The sequence below is a fragment of the Enterobacter pseudoroggenkampii genome (genome assembly GCF_026420145.1).
GTDB classification, from domain to species: Bacteria; Pseudomonadota; Gammaproteobacteria; order Enterobacterales; family Enterobacteriaceae; genus Enterobacter; species Enterobacter pseudoroggenkampii.
In genome coordinates this window covers 125,764-147,131 of the sequence record NZ_JAPMLV010000007.1, presented here as the reverse complement: position 1 = coordinate 147,131, position 21,368 = coordinate 125,764, and the positions used below count along the sequence as shown (strand labels likewise).

General features: G+C 58.0%; 20 protein-coding genes and 2 pseudogenes. 10 read left to right on the top strand and 12 right to left on the bottom strand.

All coding sequences use genetic code 11. From position 1 onward, the window contains the following. Positions 1 to 26: 26 nt before the first annotated feature. The 5 genes from mdcE to mdcA are packed head-to-tail and all read right to left on the bottom strand — an operon-like array spanning position 27 to position 4,474. Positions 27 to 827, bottom strand: a complete 801-nt coding sequence (gene mdcE / locus OTG14_RS21190) for a biotin-independent malonate decarboxylase subunit gamma (protein WP_248273351.1) — start codon at positions 825 to 827, stop codon at positions 27 to 29. Next, on the bottom strand, positions 827 to 1,660 hold the full coding sequence (locus tag OTG14_RS21185; protein ID WP_267215710.1) for a biotin-independent malonate decarboxylase subunit beta: 834 nt from the start codon (positions 1,658 to 1,660) through the stop codon (positions 827 to 829). The genes mdcE and OTG14_RS21185 overlap by 1 nt, the downstream gene beginning before the upstream one ends. Then, positions 1,653 to 1,952, bottom strand: coding sequence for a malonate decarboxylase acyl carrier protein (gene mdcC, locus OTG14_RS21180; protein ID WP_014885504.1), 300 nt, complete (start codon positions 1,950 to 1,952; stop codon positions 1,653 to 1,655). The genes OTG14_RS21185 and mdcC overlap by 8 nt, the downstream gene beginning before the upstream one ends. A gap of 9 nt (positions 1,953 to 1,961) precedes the next feature. Next, complete coding sequence (locus tag OTG14_RS21175) at positions 1,962 to 2,819, bottom strand: triphosphoribosyl-dephospho-CoA synthase (RefSeq protein ID WP_248166263.1); 858 nt, start codon at positions 2,817 to 2,819, stop codon at positions 1,962 to 1,964. Then, positions 2,819 to 4,474 (bottom strand): malonate decarboxylase subunit alpha, encoded by a 1,656-nt coding sequence (mdcA, locus tag OTG14_RS21170; protein ID WP_039024078.1) that lies wholly within the window; start codon positions 4,472 to 4,474, stop codon positions 2,819 to 2,821. The genes OTG14_RS21175 and mdcA overlap by 1 nt, the downstream gene beginning before the upstream one ends. Positions 4,475 to 4,702: 228 nt before the next feature. Between mdcA and OTG14_RS21165 the strand changes: the two genes are divergently transcribed. Genes OTG14_RS21165 through OTG14_RS21155 form a run of 3 tightly spaced genes read left to right on the top strand, consistent with a single transcriptional unit; the run spans position 4,703 to position 6,840 of the window. After that, complete coding sequence (locus tag OTG14_RS21165) at positions 4,703 to 5,725, top strand: hydrolase (protein WP_024907935.1); 1,023 nt, start codon at positions 4,703 to 4,705, stop codon at positions 5,723 to 5,725. Beyond that, complete coding sequence (locus OTG14_RS21160; protein ID WP_008503016.1) at positions 5,722 to 5,940, top strand: YheU family protein; 219 nt, start codon at positions 5,722 to 5,724, stop codon at positions 5,938 to 5,940. The genes OTG14_RS21165 and OTG14_RS21160 overlap by 4 nt, the downstream gene beginning before the upstream one ends. 30 nt (positions 5,941 to 5,970) lie before the next feature. After that, the gene (locus tag OTG14_RS21155; protein ID WP_008503017.1) at positions 5,971 to 6,840 is read left to right on the top strand and encodes a phosphoribulokinase; all 870 of its coding nucleotides are present in this window, start codon (positions 5,971 to 5,973) and stop codon (positions 6,838 to 6,840) included. A 66-nt stretch (positions 6,841 to 6,906) separates the two neighbouring features. On the opposite strand, the gene OTG14_RS21150 is transcribed toward OTG14_RS21155, so the two are convergent. After that, the gene (locus OTG14_RS21150) at positions 6,907 to 7,311 is read right to left on the bottom strand and encodes an OsmC family protein (RefSeq protein ID WP_008503018.1); all 405 of its coding nucleotides are present in this window, start codon (positions 7,309 to 7,311) and stop codon (positions 6,907 to 6,909) included. A 311-nt stretch (positions 7,312 to 7,622) separates the two neighbouring features. On the opposite strand from OTG14_RS21150, the gene crp reads away from it, so the two are divergent. After that, positions 7,623 to 8,255 carry a cAMP-activated global transcriptional regulator CRP gene (crp, locus tag OTG14_RS21145; protein ID WP_000242758.1) on the top strand — a complete coding sequence of 211 codons (633 nt, stop codon included), beginning with the start codon at positions 7,623 to 7,625 and terminating at the stop codon, positions 8,253 to 8,255. A gap of 57 nt (positions 8,256 to 8,312) precedes the next feature. Next, positions 8,313 to 10,400: a YccS/YhfK family putative transporter gene (locus OTG14_RS21140; RefSeq protein ID WP_267215722.1), complete on the top strand. Its 2,088-nt coding sequence runs from the start codon at positions 8,313 to 8,315 to the stop codon at positions 10,398 to 10,400. Here the strand turns inward: OTG14_RS21140 and argD are convergent. The 5 genes and pseudogenes from argD to ppiA all read right to left on the bottom strand — a co-directional run bounded on the left by argD (position 10,397) and on the right by ppiA (position 13,560). Continuing rightward, entirely contained in the window at positions 10,397 to 11,617 is a 1,221-nt protein-coding gene (argD, locus tag OTG14_RS21135; protein WP_198313984.1) for a bifunctional acetylornithine/succinyldiaminopimelate transaminase, read from the bottom strand. The genes OTG14_RS21140 and argD overlap by 4 nt on opposite strands. A gap of 86 nt (positions 11,618 to 11,703) precedes the next feature. After that, complete coding sequence (gene pabA, locus OTG14_RS21130; RefSeq protein ID WP_248166261.1) at positions 11,704 to 12,267, bottom strand: aminodeoxychorismate synthase component 2; 564 nt, start codon at positions 12,265 to 12,267, stop codon at positions 11,704 to 11,706. Between the two features lie 30 nt (positions 12,268 to 12,297). Continuing rightward, a pseudogene (locus OTG14_RS21125) lies at positions 12,298 to 12,765 on the bottom strand (putative adenosine monophosphate-protein transferase Fic); the annotation flags it as partial. A gap of 45 nt (positions 12,766 to 12,810) precedes the next feature. Further along, a pseudogene (locus OTG14_RS23760) lies at positions 12,811 to 12,882 on the bottom strand (YhfG family protein); the annotation flags it as partial. A 105-nt stretch (positions 12,883 to 12,987) separates the two neighbouring features. Beyond that, positions 12,988 to 13,560 (bottom strand): peptidylprolyl isomerase A, encoded by a 573-nt coding sequence (gene ppiA, locus OTG14_RS21120; protein WP_023309471.1) that lies wholly within the window; start codon positions 13,558 to 13,560, stop codon positions 12,988 to 12,990. Positions 13,561 to 13,838: 278 nt separating this feature from the next. Here ppiA and tsgA point away from each other — a divergent pair, with 278 nt between their 5' ends. After that, the gene (tsgA, locus tag OTG14_RS21115; protein ID WP_021242206.1) at positions 13,839 to 15,023 is read left to right on the top strand and encodes an MFS transporter TsgA; all 1,185 of its coding nucleotides are present in this window, start codon (positions 13,839 to 13,841) and stop codon (positions 15,021 to 15,023) included. Positions 15,024 to 15,041: 18 nt separating this feature from the next. On the opposite strand, the gene OTG14_RS21110 is transcribed toward tsgA, so the two are convergent. Beyond that, positions 15,042 to 16,343 (bottom strand): cytosine deaminase, encoded by a 1,302-nt coding sequence (locus tag OTG14_RS21110; protein WP_267215709.1) that lies wholly within the window; start codon positions 16,341 to 16,343, stop codon positions 15,042 to 15,044. 239 nt (positions 16,344 to 16,582) lie between these two features. Between OTG14_RS21110 and nirB the strand changes: the two genes are divergently transcribed. From nirB to OTG14_RS21090, 4 genes are all read left to right on the top strand, one after another. After that, the gene (nirB, locus tag OTG14_RS21105) at positions 16,583 to 19,126 is read left to right on the top strand and encodes a nitrite reductase large subunit NirB (protein ID WP_047646837.1); all 2,544 of its coding nucleotides are present in this window, start codon (positions 16,583 to 16,585) and stop codon (positions 19,124 to 19,126) included. Further along, positions 19,123 to 19,449 carry a nitrite reductase small subunit NirD gene (nirD, locus tag OTG14_RS21100; RefSeq protein WP_032648347.1) on the top strand — a complete coding sequence of 109 codons (327 nt, stop codon included), beginning with the start codon at positions 19,123 to 19,125 and terminating at the stop codon, positions 19,447 to 19,449. Before nirB ends, nirD begins: the two co-directional genes overlap by 4 nt. Before the next feature lie 110 nt (positions 19,450 to 19,559). Then, entirely contained in the window at positions 19,560 to 20,933 is a 1,374-nt protein-coding gene (gene cysG, locus OTG14_RS21095; protein WP_267215708.1) for a siroheme synthase CysG, read from the top strand. A gap of 143 nt (positions 20,934 to 21,076) precedes the next feature. Next, a complete protein-coding gene (locus OTG14_RS21090) occupies positions 21,077 to 21,247 on the top strand; it encodes a YhfL family protein (RefSeq protein WP_008503029.1) in 171 nt (56 codons plus the stop codon). The last annotated feature ends 121 nt before the right edge of the window (positions 21,248 to 21,368 follow it).

Here is a 21,368-nt window from a genome sequence, read left to right as displayed (position 1 = left end):
GCATCTCCGGCAGGTCTTTTTTTTACTTACCAGCTGGCTCGCATACGTTCGCGTACGAGCGCCGAGCTGCGGCGGTTGTCAGCACCCAGACGGTTTTTAAGCGTCGCGTCCTGACGAGCGTCACTGATGGCCTGTTGCAGGGTGGTTTTCACCAGCGTCAGATCGTTATCGGAGGGGGCATCCGGGTTGCTGATATCCAGCAGGTTAGAGAGCAGCCCCAGCGTGGCGTAGTTGCCGATGTCGTATGCCATTGGCGGAATGGTCGCCGCCAGTTTTTCCAGCGCCTCGACGGTACGCAGCGTAATGCGCGCCGCAGACTCTTTGCCCATCGCGTGGATCAGCACGCCTTTGTCGTTAAAGGCGATCAGACGGTTGGCCTGATAGCCGTGCGCCAGGAACGCGCCGGACATTGCCTTGCCGACGATAAGCCCAATCACCGGGTGACCGGCCAGGCGCGCATTCGCATAGGCTGCTGCCGCACCGGCCAGCGCCTGGTGAATTCCAAACGCCTCTTCGCGTCGGCCATAGGCCTGGCTTGGAACGTCGATCACTGCCACAATCGGGCGCTTCACGCCCTTATCGGCATCCGCTGCGACGGTTTCGCTGACTACTTTCGCCAGGGTCCAGCCCTCCAGCAGACCGACTTCCCCTTTCGCCGCGCGCGGGAAGTGGTTGTTGGCATCCGGCACCACGGCGACAAAGCGCACCGATTCACCGTTCAGCTCGCCGTCTGCCGCCTGCACGGACGGGCACAGTCCCGCGATACGTTTGGCATTCGGGGCGAGGGTTTCCAGCCAGAGCTCGCCACGGCTTATTGCGTTACTCATCATTTCACCTCCCGGGCAAAAAGCGCGTTAATTTGTTCGGCATCGGCCTGTTTGCGGGTGTCGAAATTCGTTAAACGGTTCAGGTAATCGTCGTAGTTGTCGGTGCGGTGTTTCGCGGGAACGCCTTTACCAATCGCGTCGTTCATCGCCTGTTTCACCGCGTTGATACCGTCGCCGACGAGCGCATCCACCAGCCCGCTTTGATAGCGCACTTCACCGCCGGTCATGCTCCAGATAAACGGACGATCGCGGGAGTCGTACTCCTCAATGCCCGCCTCCTGCTCGATAACCTGCGGGCCGTTAAGACCAAGACGCGCTTCGCGGGTCACAATCAGATAACTGCACAGCGCTGCCGCGATGGACATCCCGCCGAAGCAGCCCACGGTCCCGGCCACAATCCCGATGACGGGCGTGTAGCGACGCAGGTCTACAATCGCGGCGTGGATATCGGCAATCGCCGCCAGGCCGAGGTTCGCTTCCTGCAGACGCACGCCGCCGGTTTCGAGGCACAGCACCGCCTGCGTCGGAATGCCGTTGCGGTTATCTTCCGCCGCCAATTCCAGCGCCGCCGCCATTTTGGCACCGGACACTTCGCCCATGCTGCCGCCCTGGAACGCGCCTTCAATCGCCACGACGACGGCAGGCTTGCCGTTGATGGTGCCTTTCGCCACCACCATGCCGTCGTCCGCCTGCGGCACAATGCCCTGTGGCCCAAGCCACGGAGAGATAATGCCTTCAAACGGATCCAGCAGTTCGCGGTAGCGGCCCTCGTCGAGCAGAGCCTGCGCGCGCTGGCGCGCTTTCAGTTCGATAAAGCTGCTGTCATCACGCATGGCTCACCCCCTCAAAAACCTGTTCGATACGAATGCGCGCCACGCCCGGCGTCGCGCCGAAGTCGTGGATGGTCAACTTCCCTGCGGGCAGGCTGCTGACGGTTTGCAGACGGTTGAACAGCGCCTCCCAGCGACCCCGGCTGTTGTCCACGGAGGTGGTGATATCAATGGTTAGCGTCTGGCCCGGTTCGGCGGTGAAGAGCACCTCCATATCCCCGGAACCAACTACCCCTGCCAGCGCCCTGCCGCTTAACGCGCGGCTGGCTGGCACGGTCAATGTGATTTTTTCCATAACATCCTCTTAATGCTTTGAATTTGGCGTTTCGATGCGGTCGAGAAACAGCGTGGCGGCAAGCAGGTCGGCAGCGCCGCCCGGTGAGGCGTTGAGCGCCAGCATCTGACGGTCTAACCTGGCCAGCGCCTGCTGGCCCGCAGGCGTTGCGCAGCCGCCGGTATTCAGCACCGCACGGGCACCGTCCTGCATGGCGTCAAGCCCTTCCATTCCGGCACGTGACAGCACGCAGGTGTCGGTGAGTGAGGTCATGATGGCCATCAGCGCGTCGAGCCTGGCGTGCGTTTCGCTGCTGCCGTTGAGGCGGCTCAGACGAAGCTGCGGCAGCGCACGCTGCATAACGTGCGGAAACGCCTGCTGCGCCTCTTCACGCGCGCCCGGCACGCGGTAACGGTGCGTGGCGCGCAGGCCTTTACTGAACACCTTCGGCGCCGCATCATCCGGCAGCTTTGCCAGCTGCGCGGCGGTGCGGGCGACATCTTGCGCCCTGGCATCACCGCCGAGCATCGCCACCGCGCTGACCAGCAGCCCCAGCGCCCAAATCGCGCCGCGATGGGTGTTTACGCCACCGGTTGCGGCCATCATTTGCTGCTCGCCTTCGCGACCGAGTCGCCCGACGGTTTGCCGAAGTGCGATATCTGCCGGACGCTGCCAGCTTTGCTGCGCCAGCGCCTGAAACGTGGAGGTCAGGCTGTGCGCCGAGCGCTCCATCAGCGCAAGGGATAAATCGTGGTGCGCGCCGTTCCCCCGACTGTCCACCAGACCGGGTTTCGGGCTTAAACGTGCTTCGTCAATCAGACACTGCGTGGCGGTTCGCGCCAGCCATTCGGCACCGCCTTCAACCTGAATCTGGGGGAGAAGCTTCATTACCAGCTCCGGAATTTCGCAGGTGGGTTATACAAACCGCCGGACCACTCAACGAGGTCAGACACGCTGCCCGCAGCCAGCAGAGAGCGGGTGGCGTCAGTGCGGCGAATCCCCATATCTTCCGGATACACAACCTTGCCGCTCTGGCGCAGTTCCGCCACGCGTTTGGCGTCCACGCCCAGGCCGATGTCGGTGATCCCCGCGACGGCGGCAACCATGGCCCGACGCTCTTCCAGATCTTTCGCCCGGTAGAGGTAGGCAATCCCCTCTTCCGTCAGCACGTGCGTCACGTCATCTCCGTAAATCATCACCGGTGCCAGCGGCATGCCGGAGGCTTTCGCCACGTCTACGGCATCGAGTTTTTCCACGAAGGTTGGCTTCACGCCTGCCTGGAAGGTTTCGACCATCTGCACGACCAGCTTTTTACCGCGCTGCATCGGGTCCGGCTCGGTGATCATGTTCAGCCAGGCCGGCGTGGCGTGGCGGCGACCGTGCGGGTCATGGCCCATGTTTGGCGCACCGCCGAAGCCGGAAAGACGACCGCGGGTCACGGTTGAGGAGTTGGCGTAGCCGTCAACCTGCAGCGTAGAGCCGATAAACATATCCACCGCGTACTGACCTGCCAGCTGGCAGAAGGCACGGTTGGAACGCATAGAGCCGTCGGCACCGGTAAAGAAGACGTCCGGACGAGCACGGATGTACTCTTCCATCCCCAGCTCGCCGCCGAAGCAGTGCACGCTCTCCACCCAACCGCTTTCGATGGCGGGGATCAGCGTCGGATGGGGGTTCAGCGTCCAGTGTTTACAGATTTTGCCCTTCAGGCCGAGCTGTTCGCCGTAGGTGGGCAGCAGCAGCTCGATCGCTGCGGTGTTAAAGCCGATACCGTGGTTCAGGGACTGCACCTGGTGCTCCGCGTAGATGCCTTTGATGGCCATCATCGCCATCAGGATATGTTCCTGTTTAATGAGGCGTGGGTCGCGGGTGAACAGCGGTTCGATAAAGAACGGCTTGTCTGCAACCACCACGAAGTCAATCCACGAGCCCGGAATATCCACGCGCGGCAGGTCACACTCGTCATCCACCAGCTCGTTCACCTGCGCGATGACGATGCCGTCATGGAACGCGGCGGCTTCCACCAGCGCCGGGGTATCTTCGGTGCTCGCCCCGGTGTAGAGGTTGCCTTTGCGGTCGGCTTTAAAGCCGGCAATCAGCGCCACGTTGGGCGACAGGTCGACGTAGAGACGTGAGTAAAGTTCGATGTAGGTGTGAATTGCGCCGATTTCGAGCTGACCATCTTCCAGCAGCTGGGAGATTCGCAGGCTCTGCGTCCCGGAGAAGGAGAAATCCAGCTTGCGGGCGATGCCTTTCTCGAAGATATCCAGATGCTCGCTGCGGCCGACGCTCGGCATGATCATATGCAGGTCGTGGACAATTTGCGGGTTCACTTCGGCCAGCGAGCGGGAAAGGAAATCCGCCTGCTTCTGGTTGTTACCTTCCAGAACGACCTTGTCGCCAGGCGCGATTAATTTTTCCAGCATGGCGACAAGATCGCCGGTTGGCAGTACCTTGCCCTGCACCGGTACGGACGCCAGGCGACGCGCTTTTTCGCTGCGTCGCGTGTTCCATTGCCGGGTGGGTGTTTGCCCAGATAACATTATTAACCTCCTGATTCAGCTAATCATTTTGATTTGCTTAACGTTGAGTAAAGTGTGCGCTCTGGTGAGAAAGGCATCAATTAAGCGTAGAGTGGAATCATTAGCCTGAGAGTAATAATCAAGGTTAAGATTTGTGATCGGGATCAGTTCATGTTTCGGAAAACCAGGCTAAACGGGGTACAATTCGGAAAGTACCGTAAATTTCTGACAAGAATCAGCATCGCCCTTATGACCCAAATCATTCCATCAGACTTCGACATTGCGGCCGAAGACAGCACTGAGTTCGTGCCTATGCGCGGCGTGGCCAATCGCCATTTGCAGACCATGCTGCCGCGACTGATCCGCCGCAAGGTTCAGTTCACCCCACACTGGCAGCGGCTTGACCTGCCAGACGGTGATTTTCTGGATCTCGCCTGGAGCGAAGCGCCGGAGCAGGCCCGCCATAAGCCGCGTCTGGTGGTCTTTCACGGTCTGGAAGGCAGCCTGCACAGCCCATATGCACACGGGTTAATCGAGGCGGCAAAAGCGCGCGGCTGGCTCGGCGTGGTGATGCATTTTCGCGGCTGCAGCGGCGAACCGAATCGTCAGAAACGCATTTATCACTCGGGTGAAACCGAAGACGGAACGTGGTTTTTACACTGGCTGCGGGACAACTTTGGCACCGTGCCGACCGCCGCGGTGGGCTACTCGCTGGGCGGCAATATGCTGGCCTGCCTGCTAGCCAAAGAGGGTGAAACCGTCCCGCTGGATGCCGCCGTCATTGTCTCCGCACCGTTTATGCTGGAGCAGTGCAGCTACCACATGGATAAAGGCTTTTCCCGCGTCTATCAGCGCTACCTGCTCAACCTGCTGAAGGCCAACGCGGCGCGTAAGCTGAAAGCCTACCCGGATACCCTGCCGGTCAGCCTGCGTCAGCTGAAAAAGGTGCGCCGTATTCGCGAGTTCGACGACCTGATCACCGCGAAAATCCACGGCTTCGCCGATGCGATTGACTATTATCGTCAGTGCAGCGCCATGCCGCTGCTCAGCAAGATCACGCAGCCGACGCTGATCATTCATGCCAAAGATGACCCGTTTATGGATCATCACTCGATCCCCGCTCAGGAATTCCTGCCCGACAACGTTCACTATCAGTTGACCGAGCACGGCGGCCACGTCGGGTTTATCGGCGGTACGCTGCGCCGCCCGAAAATGTGGCTTGAGACGCGTATTCCTGACTGGCTAACCCCTTATCTGGACGGTGCAAAATGATTATTCCCTGGCAGGATCTGGCTCCCGAAACACTCGATAATCTGATTGAAAGCTTTGTATTACGCGAAGGCACCGATTATGGTGAACAGGAACGCTCGCTTGAGCAAAAGGTCAACGATGTTAAGCGCCAGCTGAAAAGCGGCGACGTGGTGCTGGTGTGGTCAGAACTGCATGAGACGGTCAATATCATGCCCCGCAACGCGTTTCACGGCTGATCTTCCACCCTTTTCAGTCAGGGAGTTGCTATGTCTGCCAGACATCCGGTTATTGCCGTTACGGGGTCGAGTGGTGCGGGAACCACCACCACCAGCCTCGCCTTTCGCAAGATTTTCGCCCAGCTGAATCTTCGTGCGGCGGAGGTCGAAGGCGACAGCTTTCACCGCTACACGCGTCCGGAGATGGATATGGCCATCCGTAAAGCGCGCGATCTGGGTAAACACATCAGCTATTTCGGCCCGGAAGCCAATGACTTCGGCCTGCTGGAACAAACCTTTATAGAGTACGGTCAGAGCGGCAAAGGGCAGTCCCGCAAGTATCTGCATACCTATGATGAAGCCGTTCCCTGGAATCAGGTGCCGGGGACGTTCACCCCGTGGCAACCGCTGCCGGAACCCACCGACGTACTGTTTTACGAAGGATTGCACGGTGGCGTGGTCACCCCTCAACACGACGTGGCGCGCCACGTGGACCTGCTGGTCGGCGTGGTCCCTATCGTTAACCTGGAGTGGATCCAGAAGCTGACGCGCGACATGAGCGAGCGCGGCCATTCACGAGAGGCGGTGATGGACTCGGTGGTGCGCTCCATGGAAGATTACATCAACTTCCTGACGCCGCAGTTCTCCCGCACCCATATCAACTTCCAGCGCGTGCCGACGGTGGATACCTCCAACCCGTTTGCGGCCAAAAGCATCCCGTCTCTGGATGAGAGCTTTGTGGTGATCCATTTCCGCAATCTCGAAGGCATTGATTACCCCTGGCTACTGGCCATGCTGCAGGGCTCGTTTATTTCGCACATGAATACGTTAGTCGTGCCGGGCGGAAAAATGGGGCTGGCGATGGAGCTCATCATGACGCCGCTGGTGGAGCGACTGATGGAAGGGAAGCAGATTGCGTGAACATGTTCCCTCTCCCTGTGGGAGAGGGTTAGGGTGAGGGCATCAACACGCACGATGCCCCAATAATTAAGCCTCGATCACTTCATACGAATGCGTGATTTTTACCGCTTTCTCCAGCATTAACGCCACAGAGCAGTACTTCTCCGCAGACAGATCCACCGCACGCGAGACCGCTGCGTCCTTCAACTCTTTACCGGTGACCACAAAGTGCAGATTAATATGGGTGAACAGGCGTGGCGCCTCTTCGCGACGTTCTGACGTGAGTTTAACCTCACAATCCGTCACGTCATGACGACCTTTTTGCAGAATCGACACCACGTCAATGGCGCTGCATCCCCCTGCCGCCATCAGCACCATTTCCATTGGGCTTGGCGCTTTATCGCCGGAGTTACCGTCCATCAAAATCTGGTGTCCTGACGCGGACTCGCCCAGGAACGTTAAACCTTCAACCCATTTCACGCGCGCTTGCATATTCTTAAACTCCAACGTTGCATTTTTGGTGACAGATTACGCGTGCGTTACATTTCTCGCAATGGAAGGCGACCTGCATCATGCTGAAGCGAGACACCAGGAGACACGCGGCGAAAGCTATGCTAAAACACTCTGGATGCTACAGTAATACATTGACGTTACACATGTATGCAGAGGACATCAAACTTTACTGGCTGCGAAACGTTACGGTAGCCGACTTCCCAGGGTATGGGTAAGAATTCGATTGCAACCCCAGAGTCCGGATGCATCTGATGACTCTGGTGACAGCTTATAACAGAGGATAACAGCGCATGGTGCTTGGCAAACCGCAAACAGACCCGACTCTCGAATGGTTCTTGTCTCATTGCCACATTCATAAGTACCCATCAAAGAGCACGCTGATTCACCAGGGTGAAAAAGCGGAAACGTTGTATTACATCGTTAAAGGCTCGGTGGCAGTGCTGATCAAAGATGAAGAAGGGAAAGAGATGATCCTTTCTTATCTGAACCAGGGCGATTTCATCGGTGAACTGGGCCTGTTTGAAGAGGGCCAGGAACGTAGCGCCTGGGTTCGTGCAAAGACAGCATGTGAAGTGGCTGAAATTTCTTACAAGAAGTTCCGTCAGCTGATTCAGGTTAACCCTGACATCCTGATGCGTCTTTCTTCCCAGATGGCGCGCCGTCTGCAGGTCACCTCAGAGAAAGTGGGCAACCTCGCCTTCCTGGACGTGACTGGCCGTATCGCACAGACCCTGCTGAACCTGGCGAAACAGCCAGACGCTATGACCCACCCGGACGGCATGCAAATTAAAATTACCCGTCAGGAAATTGGTCAGATCGTCGGTTGCTCTCGTGAAACGGTGGGTCGTATCCTGAAAATGCTGGAAGATCAAAACCTGATCTCTGCCCACGGTAAAACCATCGTGGTTTACGGAACGCGTTAATTCCGCTTAAACGGCGTGCCATCGCAAGGTGTCACGCCGTTTTTGTCTCTACTCCCCATGTGGCGCAGGCTGATCTATCACCCGGAAGTTAACTACGCACTGCGACAAACGCTGGTGTTGTGTCTTCCCGTGGCTATAGGCCTGATCCTCGGACATCTTCAGCAAGGTCTGCTGTTTTCCCTCGTGCCTGCCTGCTGCAACATCGCCGGTCTGGACACGCCGCATAAGCGCTTTTTCAAACGCCTGATTATCGGCGGCTGCCTGTTTGCGGGCTGTAGCCTCGCCGTACAGCTTTTACTGGCTCGGGATATCCCGCTGCCGCTGATCCTGACTGTGCTGGCGATGACCCTCGGCGTCACGGCGGAAATCAGTTCGCTGCACGCCCGCTTGCTTCCCGCGTCGCTGATTGCGGCCATTTTCACGCTGAGCCTCGCCGGGAATATGCCGGTGTGGGAGCCGCTGCTGATCTACGCCCTGGGGACATTATGGTACGGCCTGTTTAACTGGTTCTGGTTCTGGCTGTGGCGGGAGCAGCCGCTGCGTGAATCCCTGAGCCTGCTCTATGTGCAGCTTGCGGATTACTGCGAAGCCAAATACACCCTGCTGACCCAGCATACCGATCCGGAAAAATCCTTACCGCCCCTGCTGACGCGCCAGCAGAAGGTGGTGGATCTGATAAGCCAGTGCTATCAGCAGCTGCATATGCTCGCCGCCAACAAGAACCACGAGTACAAACGGCTGCTGCGCACCTTCCAGGTCGGGCTGGATCTGCAGGAGCATATCTCCGTGAGCCTGCACCACCCGCAGGAGGTACAAAAGCTGGTCGAGCGCAGTCACGCCGAAGCGGTGATCCGCTGGAACGCGCAGACGGTGTCCGCACGCCTGCGCGTGCTGGCCGATGATATTCTCTATCACCGCTACCCGACGCGCTTTAACATGGATAAGCAGCTGGGCGCGCTGGAGAAAATCGCTCGTCAGCATCCGGATAACCCGGTCGGCCAGTTTGCCGCCTGGCACTTCAGCCGTATCGCCCGCGTGTTGCGCACGCAGCGCCCGCTCTATCCGCGCGACCTGATGGCGGATAAGCAGAAACGGCTGCCGCTATTGCCCGCGCTCAAAAGCTATCTTTCTCTTAAATCGTCCGCCCTGCGCAACGCCGCACGTATTAGCGTGATGCTCAGTACCGCCAGCCTGATGGGCATGGCGCTGCATCTGCCGAAACCCTACTGGATCTTAATGACCGTGCTGTTTGTCACCCAGAACGGCTATGGCGCCACGCGGGTGCGTATTCTGCATCGGGCTGGCGGAACGATGGCCGGGCTGATCATCGCGGGCGTGACGCTGCACTTCCACGTGCCGGAAGGCTATACTCTGGCAGGAATGCTGGCGGTTACGCTGGTGAGCTACCTGATTATCCGCAAAAACTACGGCTGGGCGATGGTGGGCTTTACGGTGACGGCGGTATATACCCTGCAGCTGCTCACGCTCAATGGCGAACAGTTTATTGTCGCCAGGCTGATTGATACCCTGATCGGCTGTCTGATTGCCTTTGGCGGCATGGTCTGGCTGTGGCCGCAGTGGCAAAGTGGACTGCTGCGCCAGAACGCCCACGACGCGCTGGAAGCCGACCAGCAGGCCATTCGCCTGATCCTGAGCGACGACCCGCAGCCGTCGCCGCTGGCGTATCAGCGCATGAAGGTCAACCAGGCGCACAACGCCCTGTTTAACTCGCTCAACCAGGCAATGCAGGAGCCGGGCTTTAACTCGCACTATCTGGCAGATATGAAGCTGTGGGTGACGCACAGCCAGTTTATCGTCGAGCACATTAACGCCATGACCACGCTGGCGCGCGAGCACACGATGCTGACACCGGATCTGGCGCAGCGCTATTTGCAGTCGTGTGAAATTGCGTTGCAGCGGTGTCAGCAGCGTCTGGAGTATGACTCGCCGGGTGAGTCGGGAGATTCGAACATTCTGGAAGCGCCGGAAACGTTAACCCACGGGCCAATGAGCACCCTGGAGCAGCATTTGCAGCGCGTACTGGGGCATCTGAACACCATGCACACCATTTCGTCGGTGGCATGGCGTCAGCGTCCGCATCACGGGATTTGGCTAACCCGCAGGTTGAAGCGGACGGCGTATTAACCTTTTACGATCTTCGCGACCGCGGCGGCAAACCGGGTTAACCCGTCTTCAATGTCTTTGTCTTCCACCACCAGCGACGGTGCAAAGCGCATCACGTCCGGCCCGGCGTTGAGCACCATCACCCCTTCGCGAGCGGCGGCGTGCAGGAAGTCGCGCGCGCGGCCCTTATACTGCGGCTTCAGCTCGGCACCAATCAATAACCCCATCCCGCGGATCTCGCTGAACACATCGTACTGCTCGTCAATCTTTTGCAGGTGTTTTACGAACAGCTCGCGCTTCGCGCTGACGCCGTTCAACACCTCTGGCGTGTTGATGATGTCGAACGCGGCACCCGCCACGGCGCTCGCCAGCGGGTTACCACCGTAGGTGGAGCCGTGAGAACCGACGTGGAACGCGGAGGCGATCTCCTGCGTCGTCAGTACCGCACTCACCGGGAAACCGCCGCCGAGCGCTTTAGCACTGGTCAGAATATCCGGCGTCACGCCGTAGTGCATATACGCGAACAGATCGCCGGTACGTCCCATTCCGCACTGCACTTCATCAAAGACCAGCAGCGCCTGATGTTCGTCGCACAGCGCGCGCAGCCCTTTCAGGAATTCCGGGGTTGCCGCCGTCACGCCGCCTTCACCCTGGATCGGCTCAACGACTACCGCGCAGGTATGGTCGTCCATCACCGCTTTCACCGCGTGCAGATCGTTAAACGGCACGTGGACGATATCAGCCGGTTTCGGGCCAAACCCGTCGGAATACTTCGGCTGGCCGCCAACGGAGACGGTAAAGAAGGAGCGTCCGTGGAAGGCATTGTGGAAGGCGATGATTTTGGTTTTGTACGGGCTGTGGCGCGTTGTGGCGTAGTAGCGCGCCAGCTTAAAGGCGGTTTCGTTGGCTTCGGTGCCGGAGTTCATAAACAGCACGCGCTCGGCGAAGGTGGCATCGATGATCTTACGTCCCAGGCGCAGCGCCGGTTCGTTGGTGAACACGTTGCTGGTGTGCCACAGGGTTTCCCCCTGTGTTTTCAGCGCCTCCACCAGCGCGGGATGGCAATGACCCAGCGCCGTGACCGCAATACCGCCCGCGAAATCCACATACTCTTTACCCTGCTGATCCCAGACGCGGCTGCCTTTCCCCTTCACCGGGATAAACTCAGCCGGTGCATAAATCGGCAGGATCACTTCATCGAATGTCGCGCGGGTAATTGCTGGTTGTTCAGTTGCCATGTCATGACCATCCATTTTATGTCACAGTGATTGTGAAAATATAATCACAAAATATGCATAAAAAATCACAGCAAGGCAACAGTTATTCAGCGATGGAGGAAATTTGCCAGCAGCGCATGGCCCTGCTCGCTGAGGATGCTTTCCGGGTGGAACTGCACGCCTTCGAGGTCCCATTCGCGGTGACGAATCCCCATGATCTCCTGCGTATCGCTCCAGGCCGTCACCTCAAAGCAGTCGGGCAGCGTCGGCGGGTCAATGACCAGGGAATGGTAGCGCGTCACGGTTAACGGATTATTGAGCCCCGTGAACACTCCGGTGCCCGTGTGGGTGACCGGCGAGGTTTTACCGTGCATCACTTTGGCGGCGCGCACGATGGTGGCACCAAACGCCTGGGCAATCGCCTGATGGCCCAGACAGACGCCCAGGATCGGCAGCCTGCCGGCATAGTGCTGGATCACATCCAGAGAAATACCCGACTCCGAGGGCGTACACGGCCCCGGAGAAATCACGATTTTCTGTGGAGCCAGCGTCTCGATATCGGCGAGATCGATCTCGTCGTTGCGACGAACAACCACCTCGGCACCCAGTTCGCAAAAATACTGGTAAAGGTTCCAGGTGAAAGAATCGTAGTTATCAATCAGCAGAATCATGGCGGCTCCCGAAAAAAATGCCGCCCTATTCTACTCAGATTCCCGCGCTTCGCTCACTACTTTGGCAAAGATAGCGTTCAGCGCGGATAAATCACCCGTTGCGCCGCTGCGGTTAGCCGCCACCCACTGCTCGGGATCGATATCGCGCCAGTCCAGCGCGTAGCCTGCATGGAGCGCCAATTGCTCGAAGAACACGCGTTGGGCAATACCGTTGCCGCGCATGAAGGGATGCAGCATGTTGATTTCGCAGTAATAGTGGCTAACCCGGTCAACAAACGCCGCTATCTCAAGACCCACAAGATATTTTTCGCTTTCCAGCGCCGCCATCAGCTCGTTACCCATCTTTTCGATGTATTCGAAATGGCAGAACGGAATATCACCTTTAAAAATATCCTCGGTACGGAGTTCGCCTGCCCGCTTCATCTCGCTGCGGTACAAATGACGATGAATAAGGCACAGATGGGGCAACCCAGGCGCGGAAGGCCCAAGCTCCAGCGTCTCAATGTGGGGTTCCGAGGGACCATTACCTTTTTCAAGGAGACAACTGGCCTGTAAATTGACGTTACGCTGCTGTTCCCAGAGACGGGATTTTTGCTTGTCGGTGAGTTTTTTCACTTAACGCCTCCCTGAATAGTCCGTTTGCCACAAGTATAAGCAGCAAAACGCGCTTTCGCAGGGAGGGCGACATCACGCGGGCAGGAGAGCCCGCGTTCAGAAGAATTACGGCAGAACTTTTGCGGAGAGGATAACCACCGGTTTTGACGGCACATTCTGATACGGACCGACGTCGTGAGTAGGCACCTGAGAAATCTTGTCAGCCACGTCCATCCCTTTCACGATTTTACCGAACACCGCATAGCCGAAGTCACGCTGACCGTGGTCGAGGAAGGCGTTATCCGCCACGTTGAGGAAGAACTGGCTGGTCGCGCTATCTTTGTCTGCGGTACGCGCCATGGAGATGGTGCCGCGCTTGTTCAGCAGGCCGTTGTCCGCTTCGTTTTTAATAGGCGGGTTCGGCTGCTTCTGCTGCATCTGCTCGTTGAAGCCGCCGCCCTGCACCATAAAGCCAGGGATCACGCGGTGGAAGGTGGTGTTGTTATAGAAACCACTGTTCACGTAGTCGAGGAAGTTTTTCACAGAAACCGGAGCTTTCTGGCTATTCAGTTCCAGCTCAATGTTCCCGGCGGAGGTGGTCAGCAGAACGTGAGGGTCCCCTTTAGCTGCCAGCGCAGCAGGGGAAACGGCAGAAAGAGCAAACACAGCTGCGACAGCCGCCAGTGTTGATTTGAGCATGAGAATTCCTTAACAAAGCGCAGTATAAAAAGCGAATGGCTTGATTCTAAAGAGCAGTATGAACGGAGACCAGCCTTTTACCTAATTTTACGAAATTGAAACAGTTGTAACCACGCAAACGGTTGGCTTTAGCACCATTTTGTGTGATCAGGATCACACAAAAACATGCAATGAAGTTCTAATTTCTCTTAAAAGATATGAATAGATCACTTTAATGTCTAAAATCTGCCCGCTCTCAGCGCCCCCTGGGCGCTTTTCTTTTTCTGAACAGGCCAGACATGACTAACAGCAATCGCATCAAGCTCACATGGATCAGCTTCTTCTCCTACGCCCTGACCGGCGCGTTGGTGATCGTCACCGGGATGGTGATGGGAAATATCGCAGACTACTTCCAGCTGCCCGTTTCCAGCATGAGTAATACCTTCACCTTCCTCAACGCAGGGATCCTGATCTCTATTTTCCTGAATGCCTGGCTGATGGAAATCGTGCCGCTGAAAACCCAGCTGCGTTTTGGCTTTGTGCTGATGGTCGCCGCCGTGGCGGGCCTGATGCTGAGCCACAGCATCGCCCTGTTCTCCGCCGCGATGTTCGTGCTTGGTCTGGTCAGCGGGATCACCATGTCGATCGGTACGTTCCTGATTACCCATATGTATGAAGGCCGCCAGCGCGGCGCGCGCCTGCTGTTTACCGACTCCTTCTTCAGCATGGCCGGAATGATCTTCCCGATGGTCGCGGCCGTTCTGCTGGCGCGCAGCATTGAGTGGTACTGGGTCTATGCCTGCATTGGGCTGGTCTACGTTGCCATCTTCATTCTGACCTTCGGCTGTGAATTCCCGGTGCTGGGCAAGAAAGCGCAAACCACCGCAGAACCCGTCGCGAAAGAGAAGTGGGGCATCGGCGTGCTATTCCTCTCCATCGCCGCCCTGTGCTATATCCTGGGCCAGCTGGGCTTTATCTCCTGGGTACCGGAATACGCCAAAGGTCTGGGCATGAGCCTGAACGATGCGGGTAAACTGGTGAGCGATTTCTGGATGTCTTACATGTTCGGCATGTGGGCGTTTAGCTTCATCCTGCGCTTCTTCGACCTGCAGCGCATTCTGACCGTGCTGGCAGGTCTGGCGACCGTGCTGATGTACCTGTTCATCAACGGCTCCCCGGAACATATGCCGTGGTTCATTCTGACCCTGGGCTTCTTCTCCAGCGCGATCTACACCTCGATCATCACCCTGGGCTCTCTGCAGACCAAAGTGGCCTCGCCGAAGCTGGTTAACTTCGTTCTGACCTGCGGCACCATCGGCACCATGCTTACCTTCGTGGTGACGGGCCCGATCGTTGCCCACAGCGGCCCGCTGGCCGCGCTGCATACCGCGAACGGTCTGTACGCCGTGGTGTTCATCATGTGCTTCATCCTGGGCTTTGTGACCCGCCACCGCCAGCACAACGCGGCAGCGGCATCGCACTAAACCCTGCGCCCCTTTGCATTACGCAGAGGGGCTGTTTCTGGCGAAACTCACCTCTTCTCCCCCGACGTCCGTCTGGATCCAGGTCTGCGCCAGCTGCGTCGTAGCGATCACGCGCCCCTGACGAATCGACCAGCGCACCGGCACTTGGCAGCGCACCGCTTCAAACCCGCTCTCCGCAGGCAAAATAATCAGGTTTGCCGGGTTTCCCGTTTCAATACCGTAATCGCTCAGGCCGAAGGTACGGGCGCTGTTATGGGTGATCAGGTTCAGGCCGCTGTCGATTTGCGGGTAGCCCATCATCTGACAGACGTGCAGCCCCATATGCAGTACCTGCAGCATGTTGCCGGTACCGAGCGGGTACCACGGGTCGAAGACGTCGTCGTGACCGAAGCAGACGTTAATGCCCGCCTCCTGCAACTCTTTCACCCGGGTGATGCCGCGACGCTTCGGATAGTCATCAAAGCGCCCCTGCAGGTGGATGTTGACCAACGGGTTCGCGACGAAGTTAATCCCCGACATTTTCAGCAGACGGAAAAGCCGCGAGGTGTAAGCGCCGTTGTAGGAGTGCATGGCGGTGGTGTGGCTGGCCGTCACGCGCGGCCCAATACCGGCCTCATACGCCAGCGCGGCCACCGTCTCGACAAACCGAGACTGTTCATCGTCGATTTCGTCGCAGTGAATATCCAGCGGACGGTCATACTTCTTCGCCAGCTCAAACGCGATGTGCAGCGACTGGACGCCATACTCGCGGGTGAACTCGAAGTGTGGGATCGCCCCCACCACGTCGGCGCCCAGCTTTAACGCCTCTTCCAGCAGCGCCGCGCCGTTCGGATAAGAGAGAATACCTTCCTGCGGGAACGCGACGATTTGCATAGTTACCCACGGCGCCACCTCCTGCTTCACCTCCAGCATCGCCTTCAGGGCGGTCAGCGTCGGGTCGGAGACATCCACATGGGTGCGAACAAACTGAATGCCGTTGGCAATTTGCCACTTCAGCGTTTTCCAGGCTCGCGCTTTAACGTCCTCATGACTGAGCAACGCCTTGCGCTCAGCCCAGCGCTCGATGCCTTCGAACAGCGTGCCGGACTGGTTCCAGTTCGGCTCACCCGCCGTCTGGGTGGTATCAAGATGGATGTGCGGCTCGATGAACGGCGGAATAGCCAGCCCACCGCGCGCATTCAGTACTTCATAACTTTCGGCATGGGTGTCGTCCATCGGGGTGATGTCACCAAATCGCCCGTTCTCAATGGCGAGCTGCCACAGCCCTTCCCGACCCGGTAAACGAACATTCTGAACAAGCCATAACGGTGCTGTAGACATACCTTTCCCCTAAAAAACGCCGCTGATATTCAGGCGTATCGTTTTTTGCAAAATCGCCCCTGAGTTGTACACAAATTCAACGAACACGAAAAGCCTTCGATTTCCACTACTTATAAAAATCCTGACAAATCAGTCATATACCACCTAAGGAGTAGGCGAAGACGTATTTGATTTGCATCAATAAGCGCCCCTGCTGAATCGTTAAGGTAGGCAATAATAGAAAAGAAATCGAGGCAATAATGAGCAAAGTCAGACTCGCTATCATCGGTAACGGCATGGTCGGCCACCGCTTTATCGAGGATCTTCTCGATAAGGCCGATGCTGAGCAGTTCGATATTACCGTGTTCTGTGAAGAACCCCGCAAGGCGTACGACCGTGTGCACCTCTCTTCCTACTTCTCCCATCATACCGCCGAAGAGCTCTCTCTGGTGCGCGAAGGTTTCTACGAGAAGCATGGCGTAAAGGTGCTGGTGGGCGAACGCGCTATCACCATCAACCGTCAGGAAAAAGTGATCCACTCCAGCGCCGGGCGTACGGTTTTTTACGACAAGCTGATCATGGCGACGGGCTCCTATCCGTGGATCCCGCCGATTAAAGGCTCGGAAACGCAGGATTGCTTCGTCTACCGTACCATTGAAGACCTCAACGCCATTGAGTCCTGCGCACGCCGCAGCAAGCGCGGTGCGGTGGTCGGCGGCGGTCTGCTGGGCCTGGAAGCGGCTGGCGCGCTGAAAAACCTCGGCGTTGAAACCCACGTCATCGAATTTGCCCCGATGCTGATGGCCGAACAGCTGGACCACATGGGCGGTGACCAGCTGCGTCGTAAAATCGAGAGCATGGGCGTGAAGGTTCACACCAGCAAGAACACCAAAGAGATTGTCCAGGAAGGCACCGAAGCACGCAAAACCATGCGCTTTGCCGACGGCAGCGAGCTGGAAGTGGACTTCATCGTCTTCTCCACCGGTATTCGTCCGCGCGACAAGCTGGCGACCCAGTGCGGGCTGGCCGTAGCGCAGCGCGGCGGGATCATGATTAACGACGCCTGCCAGACCTCCGATCCGGATATCTACGCTATCGGCGAATGCGCCAGCTGGAACAACCGCGTATACGGTCTGGTGGCGCCGGGCTACAAAATGGCGCAGGTCGCCGTGGACCATATCCTCGGCAGCGAAAACGCGTTTACTGGCGCAGACATGAGCGCCAAGCTGAAGCTGCTGGGCGTGGACGTAGGCGGTATTGGCGATGCGCACGGCCGCACCCCGAATTCCCGCAGCTATGTCTATCTCGACGAAAGCAAAGAGGTCTACAAACGACTCATCGTCAGCCAGGACAACAAAACCCTGCTCGGCGCGGTGCTGGTGGGCGACACCAGCGACTTCGGCAACCTGCTCCAGCTGGTGCTCAACGCCATCGAACTGCCGGAAAACCCGGACGCGCTGATCCTCCCGGCGCACGCCTCCAGCGGCAAGCCGTCCATCGGCGTGGATAAACTGCCGGACAGCGCGCAGATTTGCTCCTGCTTCGACGTCACCAAAGGCATGCTGATCTCTGCCATCAACAAAGGCTGCCACACCGTTGCGGCGCTGAAAGCGGAAACCAAAGCCGGTACCGGCTGCGGCGGCTGTATTCCGCTGGTCACGCAGGTGCTGAACGCCGAGCTGGCGAAACAGGGCATCGAAGTGAACAACAACCTGTGCGAGCATTTCACGTATTCTCGCCAGGAGCTGTACCACCTGATCCGTGTGGAAGGCATCAAGTCCTTCGATGAACTGCTGGCGAAGCACGGCCAGGGCTACGGCTGTGAAGTGTGTAAACCGACAGTCGGCTCCCTGCTGGCCTCCTGCTGGAACGAGTACGTGCTCAAGCCGGAGCACACGCCGCTGCAGGACACCAACGACAACTTCCTGGCCAACATTCAGAAAGACGGCACCTACTCCGTTATCCCACGTTCCGCCGGTGGCGAAATCACGCCGGAAGGGCTGGTCGCGGTGGGCCGTATAGCCCGTGAATTTAACCTTTACACCAAAATTACCGGCTCCCAGCGTATCGGCCTGTTCGGCGCGCAGAAGGACGACCTGCCGGAAATCTGGCGTCAGCTGATTGAAGCGGGCTTCGAAACCGGCCACGCGTACGCCAAAGCGCTGCGCATGGCGAAAACCTGCGTGGGCAGCACCTGGTGTCGCTACGGCGTCGGCGACAGCGTGGGCTTCGGCGTGGAGCTGGAAAACCGCTACAAAGGCATCCGTACCCCGCACAAAATGAAGTTTGGTGTCTCCGGCTGCACCCGCGAATGTGCGGAAGCGCAGGGTAAAGACGTGGGTATTATTGCCACCGAGAAAGGCTGGAACCTGTATGTGTGCGGCAACGGCGGGATGAAACCGCGCCATGCGGACCTGCTGGCGGCGGATCTCGATCGCGACACGCTGATTCAGTATCTCGACCGCTTCATGATGTTCTACATCCGTACCGCCGATAAGCTGACCCGTACCGCCTCCTGGCTCGATAACCTCGAGGGCGGCATCGACTACCTGAAATCGGTCATCATCGACGACAAGCTGGGCCTGAACGAGCATCTGGAAGCGGAAATGGCGCGCCTGCGCGAGGCGGTGATCTGCGAGTGGACGGAAACCGTCAACACCCCGGCGGCACAGACGCGCTTCAAACACTTTATCAACAGCACCCAGCGCGACCCGAACGTACAGGTTGTGCCGGAGCGCGAACAGCATCGTCCGGCGACGCCGTATGAACGTATTCCGGTCACGCTGGTGGAGGAAAACGCATGAGCCAGTGGGTAAACATCTGCAATATTAACGACATTCTCCCCGCAACCGGCGTCTGTGCGCTGCTGGGCAACGAGCAGGTGGCGATTTTCCGCCCTCGTCACGATGAACAGGTTTTTGCCATCAGCAATATCGACCCGTTCTTCGAGGCCAGCGTGCTCTCCCGCGGACTGATTGCCGAGCACCAGGGTGAACTGTGGGTCGCCAGCCCGTTGAAAAAGCAGCGTTTCCGCTTAAGCGACGGGTATTGCATGGAAGATGAGAGCCGCTCTGTGAAGCACTACGACGTCCGCGTGAAGGACGGTAAGGTGCAGCTGAAAGGCTAATCCCCCGCCCTTTTAGGGATAACGGCAGGAAAGTCGTATGTTCTGTACGATCCCTGCTGTTATCCTGACGTCAATTCTTACCCCCTCCATGAATGCTGCGAGGTAACGTCGTGGATCACCTGCCGATTTTTTGTCAATTACGCAACCGCGACTGCCTGCTCGTGGGCGGCGGCGACGTGGCTGAACGCAAAGCGCGCCTGCTGTTAGAGGCTGGCGCCCGACTGACCGTTAACGCCCTTTCCTTTGCCCCCCAGTTTGAGGTCTGGGCGCAGGAAGGGATGCTCACGCTGGAACAGGGTGCGTTTAATGAATCCCTGCTGGATACCTGCTGGCTGACCATTGCCGCGACGGATGACGATGAAGTGAACCAGCGCGTGAGCGATGCCTGCGAAGCGCGCCGTATCTTCTGCAACGTGGTGGATGCGCCGAAAGAGGCCAGCTTTATCATGCCGTCGATTATCGACCGCTCGCCGCTGATGATTGCGGTATCGTCCGGGGGACGTTCACCGGTTCTCGCGCGTCTGCTGCGGGAAAAACTGGAAGCCCTGTTGCCCCAGCATCTTGGTCAGATTGCGCATTATGCCGGGCAACTCCGCTCCCGCGTGAAGCAAACCTTCTCGACAGTGGGCGAGCGCCGCCGCTTCTGGGAAAAATTCTTTGTGAACGACAGGCTGGCGCAGTCGCTGGCGAATCAGGACACCAAAGCCGTTGAAGAGACAACGACGCAGCTACTCTCCGAACCTCTGGATCATCGAGGCGAAGTGGTACTGGTGGGCGCAGGTCCCGGCGATGCGGGTCTGCTGACGTTAAAAGGACTACAGCAGATCCAGCAGGCGGATATCGTGGTCTATGACCGTCTGGTCTCCGATGACATCATGAATCTGGTCCGTCGCGATGCCGACCGCGTCTTCGTGGGCAAACGGGCGGGCTACCACTGCGTGCCGCAGGAGGAGATTAACCAGATCCTGCTGCGCGAGGCGCAGAAAGGTAAACGCGTAGTGCGCCTTAAGGGCGGCGATCCGTTTATCTTTGGTCGCGGCGGCGAGGAGCTGGAAACCCTGTGCGACGCGGGCATTCCGTTCTCCGTCGTGCCGGGCATTACGGCAGCATCCGGCTGCTCAGCGTACTCTGGCATTCCGCTGACCCACCGGGATTACGCCCAGAGCGTGCGTCTGGTGACGGGTCACCTGAAGACCGGCAGCGAGCTGGACTGGCATAACCTGGCCGCCGAAAAGCAGACGCTGGTGTTCTACATGGGGCTCAATCAGGCCGCCACGATTCAGGCGAAGCTGCTGGAGCACGGTATGAATGCGGATATGCCCGTCGCGCTGGTCGAAAACGGCACCGCCATTACGCAGCGCGTGGTGGATGGCGTGCTGACGCAGCTCGGTGAGCTGGCGCAGCAGATTGAAAGCCCGGCGCTGATTGTGGTGGGCCGCGTGGTTGAACTGCGCGACAGGCTGAACTGGTTCTCGAATCACTAACGCATATTCTTCCTTCCCGGAGTAGTCCTTAAGCGGACTACTCCCCTCTTACCGCTGTCGATAACATACCGCCCCGAAGTGGAACTTTTCCCTTTATTCCCTTGAGTTACATCCAATTTTCGTTTTTAAGACAAGGAATGCGTATGTTCAAACTGGCAAAAGCCGCCGTTCTGGTTGGCCTGTTATCGACGCTGACTGCCTGCACCGGTCACGTACAGAACACCAAAAATAACTGCAGCTACGATTATCTGCTGCACCCGGCGATCTCCATTTCGAAGATCATCGGTGGTTGCGGCCCGGCGGCGCAGCAGTAAGCGTTTTACAGGCGTAAAAAAACCGGGATGTCCCGGTTTTTTTGTTTAGGGAAGTGCGGCCTGATGCCCTCACCCTGACCCTCTCCCACAGGGAGAGGGAACAAACCCTAAAAACGGTAAC